This is a genomic window from Parabacteroides hominis (assembly GCF_014287585.1).
GTDB classification, from domain to species: domain Bacteria; phylum Bacteroidota; class Bacteroidia; order Bacteroidales; family Tannerellaceae; genus Parabacteroides; species Parabacteroides hominis.
On the sequence record NZ_JACOOJ010000011.1, the window covers coordinates 67,255 to 80,521 of the forward strand.

The 13,267-nt window shown below is 46.1% G+C and carries 10 protein-coding genes; 7 read left to right on the plus strand and 3 right to left on the minus strand.

Annotation, left to right across the window (positions count from 1 at the left end):
* Position 1: 1 nt before the first annotated feature.
* Complete coding sequence (locus H8S65_RS08470) at positions 2-184, plus strand: hypothetical protein (RefSeq protein WP_186929555.1); 183 nt, start codon at positions 2-4, stop codon at positions 182-184.
* 539 nt (positions 185-723) lie between these two features.
* A complete protein-coding gene (locus H8S65_RS08475) occupies positions 724-1,596 on the plus strand; it encodes a DMT family transporter (RefSeq protein WP_186929556.1) in 873 nt (290 codons plus the stop codon).
* On the opposite strand, the gene H8S65_RS08480 is transcribed toward H8S65_RS08475, so the two are convergent.
* The 3 genes from H8S65_RS08480 to H8S65_RS08490 all read right to left on the minus strand — a co-directional run bounded on the left by H8S65_RS08480 (position 1,574) and on the right by H8S65_RS08490 (position 8,633).
* Positions 1,574-3,736, minus strand: coding sequence for a sensor histidine kinase (locus H8S65_RS08480; RefSeq protein WP_186929557.1), 2,163 nt, complete (start codon positions 3,734-3,736; stop codon positions 1,574-1,576). The genes H8S65_RS08475 and H8S65_RS08480 overlap by 23 nt on opposite strands.
* Positions 3,737-3,886: 150 nt before the next feature.
* Positions 3,887-5,539, minus strand: a complete 1,653-nt coding sequence (locus H8S65_RS08485; protein WP_186929558.1) for a RagB/SusD family nutrient uptake outer membrane protein — start codon at positions 5,537-5,539, stop codon at positions 3,887-3,889.
* A gap of 19 nt (positions 5,540-5,558) precedes the next feature.
* The gene (locus tag H8S65_RS08490; RefSeq protein ID WP_255489086.1) at positions 5,559-8,633 is read right to left on the minus strand and encodes a SusC/RagA family TonB-linked outer membrane protein; all 3,075 of its coding nucleotides are present in this window, start codon (positions 8,631-8,633) and stop codon (positions 5,559-5,561) included.
* Between the two features lie 100 nt (positions 8,634-8,733).
* Here H8S65_RS08490 and H8S65_RS08495 point away from each other — a divergent pair, with 100 nt between their 5' ends.
* The 5 genes from H8S65_RS08495 (at position 8,734) to H8S65_RS08515 (ending at position 13,144) form a co-directional block, all read left to right on the plus strand.
* Positions 8,734-8,931, plus strand: coding sequence for a hypothetical protein (locus tag H8S65_RS08495; RefSeq protein ID WP_186929559.1), 198 nt, complete (start codon positions 8,734-8,736; stop codon positions 8,929-8,931).
* 55 nt (positions 8,932-8,986) lie between these two features.
* On the plus strand, positions 8,987-10,456 hold the full coding sequence (gene rpoN / locus H8S65_RS08500; protein WP_186929560.1) for an RNA polymerase factor sigma-54: 1,470 nt from the start codon (positions 8,987-8,989) through the stop codon (positions 10,454-10,456).
* A gap of 12 nt (positions 10,457-10,468) precedes the next feature.
* Positions 10,469-11,089, plus strand: coding sequence for a phosphatase PAP2 family protein (locus tag H8S65_RS08505; RefSeq protein WP_186929561.1), 621 nt, complete (start codon positions 10,469-10,471; stop codon positions 11,087-11,089).
* A gap of 289 nt (positions 11,090-11,378) precedes the next feature.
* The gene (locus H8S65_RS08510; protein WP_186929562.1) at positions 11,379-12,695 is read left to right on the plus strand and encodes a tyrosine-type recombinase/integrase; all 1,317 of its coding nucleotides are present in this window, start codon (positions 11,379-11,381) and stop codon (positions 12,693-12,695) included.
* On the plus strand, positions 12,692-13,144 hold the full coding sequence (locus H8S65_RS08515) for a hypothetical protein (RefSeq protein WP_186929563.1): 453 nt from the start codon (positions 12,692-12,694) through the stop codon (positions 13,142-13,144). The genes H8S65_RS08510 and H8S65_RS08515 overlap by 4 nt, the downstream gene beginning before the upstream one ends.
* Positions 13,145-13,267: the final 123 nt, after the last annotated feature.

Sequence of the window (13,267 nt, forward strand, 5' to 3'; positions counted from 1 at the left end):
CTTGGGACAGCAGACGCTCCGGACGCTCACTGCGGTCTCTCCGCTTAACGCTCACCAGCTTAGGCCGGAAATAGAGCCGGATGGCTCTTTGGGGATTGCCGATACCGCCTGTTTCTTTGCGCATCAAGTGAGCAAGCCTCGTGCCGCAAGTTCTCTTTTGCCGTCTGCTTCAGCAGACGGATAGATGATTATTCCGGCTTTGCCGGTTCCTCTGTGGGTTTTAACCCCTTTTAATACAATAGATGAAAGGGACTGAAGTCCACAGAGGAAGAGGCTTTGCTCTAAATCTTTTAAACCGTCTGCTGAAACAGACGGCAAAAGAGAGGTTGAGGGGGCTTTGGGGATTGCTGATACTGATACCTATATAAGAGGCGGTATCGGCAATCCCAAGAGAAAGGCCTAAGCGGACGGGCGTCAAGCGGAGGGTGAAGGCGAAGCGGCAGGAGCCTGCGCTGTCTGAGCGAAGCGAGTTTCGCAGGCGACAGCGGAGCCTTTGCCCGGAGTAGACCGGACGGTTAAGCCTTGAACTTTTGGTTACTTTTCTTTCAAGAGAAAAGTAACAGAATAATCTTGATCTTTTGGTTACTTTTGGATCAAGCCAAAAGTAACAGATAAATAAGCCTTTATACAAGGAAATATTTTAGGCCGGTTGCCCCGGTTATGGACGGTCAGAAGAATGCCTTTCAGGGGAAAAACGTATCTTTGCGGAATAATGGCGGGAAGATGAAAGAAGCATTCATAAAACTACATATTTCGATTCTTTTAGCAGGCTTTACCGGCTTGTTCGGGAAGTTGATCACACTCAATGAGGGATTGCTCGTCTGGTATCGCATGCTTTTTGCTGCCGTTATGCTCTTTCTGATCCTTTGGGGAAGCGGGAAGTTGAAGCGGACTTCCTTTCGCGAAGTGCTGAAAATAGCAGGAACCGGGCTGCTGTTAGGGCTTCACTGGGTATTCTTCTATGGAAGCATCAAGGCGGCGAATGTCTCGATCGGAGTGGTTTGCTTTTCGCTGGTCGGCTTCTTCACGGCCTTATTGGAGCCACTGATTATCGGGCGGCGGGTATCGGCAAAAGAGCTTTTGTTCAGTATGGTGACCGTGTGCGGCATCGTTTTGATCTTCCAGTTCGACACGCGTTACCGGACGGGAATCATCATAGGCGTGATATCTTCGGCGCTGGCGGCCCTTTTCACCATCACGAACAAGAAAGTGGGCGTACGGCACGCCTCCAGCATGATGTTGCTTTACGAAATGGTTGGCGGCTTTTTAGGACTGACTTGTTTGCTGCCGTTTTATTTGCATTTCTTTCCGGTGGAGACGATCTTGCCGGGGATGACTAATTTCCTCTATCTGTTGTTGCTTTCGCTGGTTTGCACGATCGGGCTGTATCTCTTGCAGATACAAGTCTTGAAACAGGTATCCGCATTCACCGTGAATCTGAGTTATAACCTGGAGCCTGTCTATAGCATTATCCTGGCCATGCTCTTTTTCGGCGAGGCGAAAGAGTTGAACCTTGCTTTCTATGCCGGATTGGGATTGATTTTGCTTTCCGTCCTGCTGCAAACGCGAGAGGCTATCCGTTGTAAGGGAGCGTAAACCAGAACCGTGCGCCTTCTCCCGGCTTCGAATCGACACCGATTGTCCCGTTGAGGGCTTCGATGATGGTTTTGCAGATTGTCAGGCCTAAGCCCGTTCCCTGCTTGAACGAGTTGACTTTCACGAAACGATCGAAGATCGTCTGTTGATGCTGGAGCGATATTCCGATGCCCGTATCGATTACTTCAATCAACACATACCCTTCCACGATGCGGTAAGCAATCCTTATGCTTCCCTCCTCCGTAAACTTGGCAGCGTTCGAGATCAGGTTCGAAATCACCTGTGTGACCCGCTTCGGATCGGTATGGACGATGATGTCCGGCAAAGCATCGAAGTCGCAGATCAGGGAAACCTTTTCAGGCATTTTCAACGCGTGTACCTGATACTGTTCATGGAAGATATCTTTCAGGCTGGCGTCGGCAAGCGAGTAATCTAAGATACCCGCTTCTATTTTGGAAAAGTCCAGGATATCGGTAATCAAGCGCAAGAGCAGGTCGCTGTTCTTGTTGATGATGCTGACAAATTCCTCTTTTTCCTCTTTGTCGTCACTCTCGGCGAGGATATTGGAAAATCCGATAATGGCGTTGAGCGGTGTCCGGATCTCGTGGCTCATATTGGCAAGGAAGGCTGATTTCAACTTGTCCGCCTCGCGTACCTTCTGTATCTCCAGTTCCGACTGCCGGGTTTCGTATTCCGCATGATGCAGTTTCTCTTCCAACAACTTTTCTTCGGTGATATTAGTGACATGGCAGATCATTTTGTTCTGCCGCTTGCTTCCTTTCGCCTTATAAGCCTGCGCGTTGATGCGGATCCAGATCGTTTCGTTTTCGATGGCGGTGCGGCATTCGAAGCTGCAATGATCCAGCTTGCCTTCTATCACCTGGAAAAGCTGGTTGACATTGTCGGCCGAACGGACAATCTGTTGTACGCCTTCGAGCGTCATGTGCTTATTGTCTCTCAGGTAGTTAAACAACTTGTTGTCTTCCGGCGTCTCGTTCAGGAGCGGATTGACAAACAGTTCTTTCTTTTCGATATCATATTCGGCAATAAGAGAGTGCCCGGACAAGAGGACGGCTTTGAGGATCGCCAGATTGTTTTGTGTCTGTTCCTCCTTCTCCTGTTTTTCCGTCTCGTCGGATATGATCAGCAAGTAACCGATATGCCCGAACTCCCGGTCGTTCAATCCGATCCCTTTCACCATCAGGTATTTGATCTGACCGGAGAAGCAGGTGTTGTAATACCGGGAATCGCGTATGCAATTGAAATCGTAGGTGAGGGGAAAGCTGAATGCTTTCTTTCTTTTGATCTGATTAAGAATTTTCTCCGGAACGGCCGGATTCTTGAACAGGTTGACTCCTAACAACTGTTCGCGGGAACTGCCGAAGATTTTAGTGTCGGCATCGTTTATATCGATCAGGTTGCCTTCGGCATCGTATAGTTCGACTCCGATCGGCAGGTTATTGAAAAACTGCTGGAACTTTGTGCTCAGCTTGGAGATACGCTTTCTTGACTCTTCCAGATTATTATTGGTCTGCCAACGTTCGATAATGATGGAGAAGATGCCGGCGGTGATATGCATGTCTTCTACCTCTGCAGCCGTCCAGAAACGGTGCGTCCGGATCGAGTCGAAGCCGATGAATCCCTGTACTTTATTATGGAAGGTAAGCGGAATGATCAGCATGGATTTCAATTGCTGCGCGGACAGCAGGACTTTGTCTGTATTTGCTTCGGCGGGCAGTTCGGCAATGTCGCCCAGCACGATGTCGCGTTTGGATTTGACGGTGTCGATAATCCACGGGATCGTGTCGTATGTCAGCTTGTCGCGGTTGTCTTTCGGGACTTTTACCCATGAGCTCATCACTTCGCATGTGAAATGGGCTGTCAATCCGTCTTCCTCGAAGATGGCGACGTAGCCCCAATCCGCATTGAAATAGTCCAGCAACAGGTTCATTGCTTTTTCGATAGGCTTGTTTTCTTCGTTGAAAAGGATAACCAGGACTTCGGAAATAATACGTTTGATGGCTGGCGTTTCGGATGATATGCGAACCTGGGCATTATCAGGTTCATTATCTCTGGCTTGCAGTAATCGTATTAATTCTTCCCGGGTCAACTGATCGTATGGCGATGTTTTAAGAGTCATATCAGATTCTTTATCTGATCGCAAAAATAGGAAATAGTTTTGATTTTGAGTTGTTTTGGGAATAATAATATTCGGAATCCGGGCGTAAGGCATCAAAACGGAGGCTTGCTCTCACAAACCTCCGCCCTGATCTAACTATTATTATTAAACTTAATATCCAGGATTTTGCACCAGATTGGAGTTGATCTCCATCTGAGTTAGAGGTATTGGCAATAGTTCGTTGTGCTCCTGGAATTTATACGTTTCACCGCTCACAACGTTCCGGCCTGTGATTTTCACGTTGTAATCGCCTTCGGCATTCAGCGTGGTCGTCACATCGCCATCGTAGCGGAGAATCTCGAAACCGCTCAGAGTCGAGGTGAGGATTCCCCAACGTTTCAGGTCGGCACGGCGAAGCCCTTCACCGGCAAATTCCACACGGCGCTCGCGGCGGACTAATTCGCGCAGCGTGCTCTGGCTGTTGTACTTCGCCGTATTGACATCCGGCATTCCGGCCCGGTTGCGTACGGTGTTTATACACTCGACAGCCTCATCCAAATTCTGATTCAGCTCGATGTCGCATTCGGCTATTGTCAGCAGAACTTCTGCGTAGCGGAAGATCGGGAAATGCGTGGTCGCACTGTTCACATCGCTGAACTGCGTCAGGTTCTGAAGGAACTTCTTAACTTGCAGGCCGGTCTTGCTGGCGTTATCGGCATTAGTGCCGTAATCGTCGTTCTTCACGCCGTTGGCAAAATATTGGAGCAAGGGATTGTAACATCCGCTATAAGTCGTTTTATAGGCATCGTCATAAATTTGCCCCGGATATAAAACGGTGGCGCGAAGACGCGGGTCCCGGTTAACAAACGGGTTGGATTCGTCGTAATCGCCATCGGCTTTCGCTTCCTCGATCGTACGTCCATCGTTCATCTCGTAGGCTTCCACCAAGTTGACGGTGGGCACGACAGATGACCAGCCTCCGACCATATTCGGCATAAACGGCGGGAGATACAAGTCATTCGCTGTGCTTTCCAGATATGAATGGCTCAGAATCGTTTCACTGTTGTACTGGTTGGCAAGCAGGAAAACATCGGCATAGCTGAGCGACGCCGGCATGGAGAACTGTCCGCTTTCCTTGATCTCTTTAGCGTAACTGAGTGCATTGGCGTAATCGCCGCGATACAGGTAATAGCGCATAAGTACGGCTTGAACGGCCTGCTTATTAATACGTCCCTGTTCCGTCCCGCTCTTGTCCGGAAGGTACTGGATGCAGTCTTCCAACTCCGCAACAATAAATTCGCGGATCGTCCCCACATCGGTGCGCGACAACAAAGCCTCCTCCGGTGTTTCCAGCACGTTCGTAAAGAATGGGAAATCCCCGTATTGCTCCGTTTTCCAGAAATAGATCATCGCGCGGATGGCCCGCACCTCGGCCTTGTACTGGTTTTGCGTTTCTGTAGAAGCCCATTCCACGTTAGCCTCGTTCTCAAGATATTCATTGCAGGCGCGAATATCCAGGAAGGTAAAGAAATTGACGCCTACATCGCTGGTCTGTGCATTGCCGTTGGCAAGGAGTTTGTAGCCTTCCCAGCTGAAATAGTTGAACAGGTTGTCGGAAGCCGTGTCCCAGTACATCATGTTGTAGCCCCCGTAAATCGGTTCGAGCTTGTTGTAGCAGCCCACCATTGCCAGGTAAGCGTCGTCCTCTGTCTGCCAGAATGTAGCGGGAGACAGCGAATCTGTCGGATACCGGTCGAGGAAATCGGCACAGCTCGACATCAGGATCGGCAGAACCAGTATAAGATTGATCAGAAATTTTTTCATTTTGTACATCTTTAAATGATTAGAAAGTAAGATTTAAACCTACGGAATTGACAACCGTCTGTGGAAACGCATTACCACGTCCGGCGGGAGCTTCAGGATCCCATCCTTTCAACATGCCGGTGAAAGTCAGCAAATTCTGTCCGCTGTAATAAACTCTCAGTTTGGAAATACCGATTTTATTAAGCAGCGCTTTCGGGAATGTATAACCGATCTGCAAGTCTTTCATGCGCAGGTAGGAGGAGTTTTGTACCCATATATCGGAATATTCGGTATTGATGTCGGCATTGGGAGTAGCCAGACGCGGATATTGGGCATCCGTATTGGTCGGCGTCCAACTGTCCAGCCACAACGAATTAGGCTTTGCCGTAGAAGAGCTCAATGCACCTATGCCTTCGGACACGATACGGGAAACACCGGCTGCTCCCTGGAAGAAAGCTATCAAGTCGAAGTTATGGAAGGTGGCGCCTATATTGAAGCCGAATGTCACTTTCGGATCGGTCGAACCCTGAATAGTCCGGTCTTCTGCCGTTACTTTGCGATCACCATTCGTATCGACGTATTTCACGTCGCCAAGACGCCTTGTCTTCGTCGTGAAACCATATTCGGGCCAGCTGTCCAGTTCTTCCTGGGTTTGGAAAACACCGGCGGTCTCGTATGCGTAGATGCTGTTCATGGCATGGCCTACCCAGTTGACAGCGTTGTAGTTGTCCGTACCGTTCACATATTCGTATTCGTTAGTCCCGATATCCAGCACCCGGTTCTTATTGAAAGCGATATTACCGCCGAAGTTGAAACCGACTTTTCCGAACATGTCGTTATAGTCTACCGACAGCTCGACACCTGAGTTTCGTATTTTCGCCAGATTGGCATAATAACTGCTCAGTGCGAAAGTGGAAGCCGTGTTCATCTCCATCAAAATGCCGGAAGTCGTCTTGTTGTAATATTCGGCCGTGAAAGTGATCTTGTTCAGCAATGCCACATCGACAGCCGCTCCCCATGTAGTGGTCGCCTCCCATTTCAGGTCAGGATTAACTGCATAATACGTTAAACCGCCGGAAGCCAGCGAACCGCCCAACGCATAGTCATATCCCAGCGACATCGTCGAGACTGTCGGGTAATAGCTCGGATTTCCGTCGCTGTCGAGGATTTCCTGGTTTCCCAGTTTACCCCATGAAGCACGTAACTTCAGATTGTTGACCTTTTCCCGCAGCCCGTCGAAGAAACCTTCTTCCGAAATACGCCATCCGGCAGATACGGACGGGAATGTCCCCCACCGGTTTTCTTCTGCAAAACGGGAAGAACCATCGTAGCGGATATTGGCTTCAAACAGGTATTTGCCCGCATAATCATAGTTGACACGTCCGAACCAGGAGAGCATCGCCAGTTGGCGGGTGTATCCTTCAGCCTGTGCCGTGGAGGCCGAACCTGCGTTCAGGTCTGTCAACGAATTGCTGGGATAGCCTTTGCGATAAGCATAAGTCTGCTTGTAGCTATAGAGTTCCGAATGGAAACCGGCCAGAACATTCAGGTTGTGCTTGCCGAACGATTTCTTGAATTCGGGAGTGATATCGGCTGTTATACGGTCGTAGAATGTATTGGTGACAGCTTTGGAAGTCGTGCCTTGTGCATAAGTGGAATTATACTGGACACGCTTGGTGTATTTATCCTTGTCTTCCAAATACATTTTGTAAGCAACCTGCGCTTTCAGGGAAAGAGATGGCAAAAAATTGTATTTGGCTGAACCGATCGCCAGCAAGTTGTGACGTTTCAGGTTTTGCTTACCGCCGTTCTCAATCCAGGCAAGCGGGTTTCCATCCGATACCGATCCGTAAGTTCCATCAGAGTATTTGCCGACAACCATCGGCGAGATACGGTTCAGCAAACGCAGAATTTGTGCAACGCCTCCATCCGAATAGGCTCCTACAGGAGAGTTGATATCCTGTTGGGTATAAGACAGGCTGAAGTTCGTCTCCATCTTTTTCGTCGGGTTCATATCGAGGTTGAGGCGCATATTGTACTGGTTCTTGTTGAAGTTGTCGATAATACCGTCCTGTCCCTGATAACCGACAGACGCCATATAGCGTGCCGTTTCGCTACCACCGCTTACATTTATATTATGAGTCTGCTGGAAGGCGGTCTTGTAAACCAGGTCATGCCAATCGGTGTTCGAATAGTTTTCCGGATCGGAGCCATCTTTGTACTTCTGGATTTCTTCCGCCGTATAGATCGGATCACTTCCCTCATATTCCAAGGCGGCATTCCAATATTCGGCTACTTGGGCTGATGTGAAGTATTCTGGAATACTGGTAGCCTTCGTCAGACCGAAATTACCGGAATAGCTGATAGTGGCTTTGCCTGATTTTCCCCGTTTGGTAGTAATCAAAATGACGCCGTTCGCGGCTTTTGAGCCATAAATGGCCGAAGAAGCCGCATCTTTCAGTACTGAAATGGATTCGATATCGTTCGCATCGATATCGTTCATGGTCGACTCCACGCCATCGACGATCACCATCGGATCGGCGGAGTTCAACGTTCCGGTACCGCGTACACGGATCGTACCGGTGTCGGAACCCGGCTGTCCGCTGCTCTGTGTGACACTCACACCCGGAAGCAATCCCTGCAAACCGGACGACACGTTCGTGATGGGCCGGTTTTCGAACAGCTTGTTATCGACATTGGCTACCGAACCGGTCACATTCACCTTCTTTTGCGTACCATAGCCTACGACTATAACCTCCTCAAGCTTTTGGGTATCTTCCTTAAGTTCGACTTTTAAAGAGGCTTGTCCCGTGTACTTGATCTCTTGCGTCAGATACCCGATGAAGGAGACGACAACAATATCCCCTTGCTTCAAGTCGTTCAGAACAAAGTTCCCATCCATGTCTGTAACGATACCGTTTGTGGTCCCCTTTACGACTACGGATGCACCGGTGATCGGGCCGAACACATCTTCAACAACGCCTTTCAGCTGTTTGTGTTGCTGAGAAATGCCGGTTGCCGGCAAAATTGTCCGCTCCGTCGCATTTGTCGATCCGATAGAACAGAATGCCGTGGACAACAGCATTAAACAGACTGGTCTCACAATTTTTAGCATACTAATTGTTTTTTGTTTATAATGTTACACTTATAGAGAATGACCTAAGGATGCTTGGAATGATTTTTTTTCATAAAGCGCTCTTAAGTGTTACTCGTTCATGGGATTAGATCAGTTTGAATCTGATGCGGAACAAAAATATCAGGTTGTAGTGTACGGATCAAACTTATTATGTGAACATCGTTTTTTTATCAATGAAATGAGAAATTTAACCGATAAACACCCTGTTTTGCCTGTTCTCGTTTTTTCAAGATTGAATGAATATCTTCCTCCTTTAGAACTATTATACCTTGAATGATGAGGTCATTCCGCGTAAAAAGTTATATTTGCATGTTCTATTATTGAATTTGATTATGTTGAAGCAACAGTTACAGCAAAAGTTACAGCAAAAACTCTCTCCGCAGCAGATTCAGTTGATCCGGCTTCTGGAACTCCCCGCCATAGAGTTGGAAGAACGCGTGAAGCATGAGCTGGAAGACAATCCCGCTTTGGAAGAAGGAAAGGAAATTGCGGATGACTTTGACCGTACTGACGAAAGTGGTGATGAGTCGGCATCTAACGATATGGAGGGAGGGAGCGAGACAGACACGGACCTTTCACTCGGTGACTATATGAGTGAGGACGATATACCCGATTACAAACTTCGTGAGCTGAGCGAGCGGGCGGAGAAGAAAGAGGATGTCCCTTTCTCGGTCAGCGAATCTCTGAACGAATACCTCCTCCAACAACTCGGATTGCGCGATCTGCCTGAAAAGCAGGTGAAGATCGCCGAATATATCATCGGAAATATAGATGATGACGGCTATTTGCGCCGTGACCTGTCTGCCATAGCAGATGACCTGGTGTTTCAGGCGGGGCAAGAGGTGACGGAAAAAGAAATAGAGGAAGTTCTTTCTATCATACAGGACTTTGATCCGGCAGGAGTCGGCGCCCGCGACCTCCAGGAATGCCTGCTGCTCCAATTAGGCCGCCGGGAAAAAACACCTGATACGGAGTTGGCTACCCGGATGTTGACCGTTTTTTTCGAAGAGTTCACCCGCAAACATTACGACAAGATCATGAGAGGATTGGACATCGACGAAGCCGCCCTGAAAAGAGCTATCCGTGAAATAACGACCCTCGATCCTAAACCTTGCAGCAGTTGGGGCGGTTCTATGGAGACAGCTTTGAGCCAGATCATTCCCGATTTTGTGGTGGAAGCGGTCAACGGCGAACTGATCCTGAGCATGAACAACCGGGGAATTCCCGATATGCGCATCAACCGTGAATATGCGGAGATGTTTCAGGATTATGCCGGTAACAAGGCGAACCAGACAGCCCAGATGAAGGAAGCCGTCCAGTTTGTGAAGCAGAAACTCGATTCCGCCCAGTGGTTTATCGATGCCATCAAGCAACGTCAGGAGACTTTGCAGCGCACGATGGAAACGATTATTCTCTTGCAACGCGATTTCTTCCTCACCGGCGACGAAGCGACCTTGCGGCCTATGATCCTCAAAGATGTGGCGGAACGGGCCGGATATGACATCTCGACGATCTCGCGTGTGAGCAACAGCAAGTACGTACAGACGAATTTCGGTATCTATCCGCTCAAATATTTTTTCTCCGAATCGATGCAAACCGACAGCGGCGAAGAAATTTCCACCCGTGAGGTGAAAAAGATTATGAAAGAGCATATCGACGGCGAAGACAAGCGCAAACCGCTTACCGACGAAGAACTGGCCTCCATCCTGAAAGAGAAAGGCTATATCATCGCCCGCCGTACGATAGCCAAATACCGCGAACAATTGGGTATTCCGGTTGCACGGCTCAGAAAAGAAATATAAATTTGAAGCGTTATGAGGTTATTTTCAAATATCATATCCGGTATGTTCCATCCGTTGCTGATGGTGACGTATGGAGTCGTGCTGGCTCTCACCTTCACGTATCTGGCAATCTATCCGCCGGCAATGAAGCTATTGCTCGCAGGCGGAGCATTCCTGTCTACGGCGGTTATCCCCGGAGCATTCATCCTTATGATGGTAAAAAACGGCGCGGCAGTCGATATGGAGCTGTCGGACCGACATGAGCGCGTGGTTCCGTATCTGATCTTTATCACATCGATCATGGTCTGCGCTTTCTATATGTATAAAATGATGTTGCCGTTCTGGTTCATATCCCTGCTATTAGGCGCTTGTGTGGCGTTAATCCTGGCGCTGCTGATCAACTTTTTCTGGAAGATCAGCGCCCATGCGATCGGGATAGGCGGATTGTTGGGCGGCATTATGGGCGTAGCGCGGATCCACCTGATAAACCCCTACTGGGCCTTTATCATCGTGATCATAATAGCGGGACTGGTCGGAACTTCGCGTATTTTCCTGAAAAGGCATACTCCCATGCAGGTATATGCCGGGTTTTGTCTCGGATTTATATGTACCTTTGTAGCCTCATTCTTGAGTTATATCTATTTATTCATCTAATAGATAGGATTGGCGAAAAATAATTCGTATATTTGCAGCCCATAAAACTTTAGTTAGTGCTGCAACTAACTAATTATCAACTGAGTAGCCATCACGACTACATTCCAGACAATTGCAACAAGCTGGGCGAAATACTATATTGCAGCCATGAAAAAACAGTATTTTCGCGAAAATTTTCAATGAAATTTTCTCCAATTTTTCATTGAAAAACCATCAATCAACTTATCAAAGCTAATGGAAAGATTCTATCTTTCTTTGTTGCAAGGCTTCATAATTCTTTTTTAAAAAAATGAAAGAAGTAAAATTGTATCCGACACAAAAGTCTGGGAGACTTTACGTCCGTATTTCTTATCAGGGTGTATATAAAGATATACCAACAGATAAGTATGTTTTTCAACATGATATTGATAAAAGCTGCAAATGGATTTCAAATAAATCGAAAAACAAAAGAGAACTGGAAAATACGATAAAACCAATCATATCTCAATGCCAGGATGTAATTGAAAACTTAGAGGAAAGAAGTATAAATTTCACCGCGCAACTCATTAAAGACGAGTATTACGCGCGAATAGGTGGCACTGTTGACAAAACATCATTGATAATTAACGGCATCAACCAAAAAATAAATGAACTTGTAAATAAAAAGAGGTTCAGAAATGGAAGGTGTCGTACATCATTCAACACAAGCAAAATATATGGGACGTTAAAAAATCAATTTATAAGTTTTTGCCAATATATCAACCGCGACGTTAATACTTTTTCATGTGCGCAATTAGATAATAAGATTCTACAGGAATTTTTTCTGTTCCTGAAAAAGCATGATGAGAGAAAGAAAAACAAAGGAACGGCTCATGTTCTGATAGGAAAATTTAAATCTATTTTTCGGGAAATGAAAAACAATGGGAACACTTGTATTAATTTGGACTTGTGGGATAATTTGCCAGCCCCCTCAAAAGAAGTAAGCAGAGATTTGATCGTTCTGTCTGTTTTTCAGATGTATCAAATCATTAATTATACCCCCCAAACAACTCGTAATGGGAAAAAAGCAAATCTTTTCTTGCGTCAACTATATTTAGATGCTTTTGCTTTTTCTTATTTCTGTAACGGTGTTGCTCCCGTTGATCTTATCTATTTGAAAAGAAGTGATATAGTTAATGGTAAAATCAATCCTGAAAGATGGAAAACGTCAGGCGGAAAAAAAGAGCAAAGGCAAACGGTTATCTTAAAGCCTGAAGCGTTGAAAATCATAGAAAAATACTCTAAAATATCGAAAAATGACTTTGTTTTTCCCATCATTGATAAATACGATACTGTTGAAGAACAGGAATATTTTGAAGTATATTTTACTCAAAATACCAGCCTATATATTAAATCCTTGTGTAAAAAACTGGGCTTTCCTGTTGTTTCTTTCTATGGTGCTCGCCATGCCTTTGCAACGCACGCTATCAATGCTGGAATAGATGCTGTTAGATTGGCTTTGATGATGGGTACGTCCGTAGATATGATAAAAAAAACGTATTTCAGATATACGGATGAGCAAAAAGAGTTGGATAATCAAATGATAATGGAGTATCAGAGAAAACAATTAGAACTTGAATTAGCATGAGTGTAAATAATACAATTAACTGGGACACCGTTCTCAATATATTATTGTCTCCTGCTGAAGCTGCATTGTTGGCTGTTATCTGGGAAAGATATGTGCAAAATCACAATAAGCCTGTACAACTCACCAACAAAACAATAGAGGTGTTAACTAATGTACCTGCCAGTAGTGTTTACAAGACTATTGGCAAGTTGGAACGATTAAATTTGATTGGAGTTATTGAGGAAAGAAGCAATAACAATAGCTGGTTGTATATGGTAGAATATAATGAAGTTAACAAGGTTATTAAATCTATTAAATCATTTAATCCCAATAATGAACCTATAACATATAGTAAAGATAACACTATTACAAATGACATGGTAGAATATTGTGAATCATATCGTAAGTCTTGTAAAGTAGAGTGTTTGCGTGAAACCAGAAAGAACAAAGGTAAGCGAAAGAACAAGTAATGCAGTTATGTTCACTACTCTGAAATAATGAATCAATAACATAGTTATGTGTGCTATGTACAATGTATACAGCTATGTTATTACAAGTATAAATATAATAACAAGTAATATAGTTATGTCTAC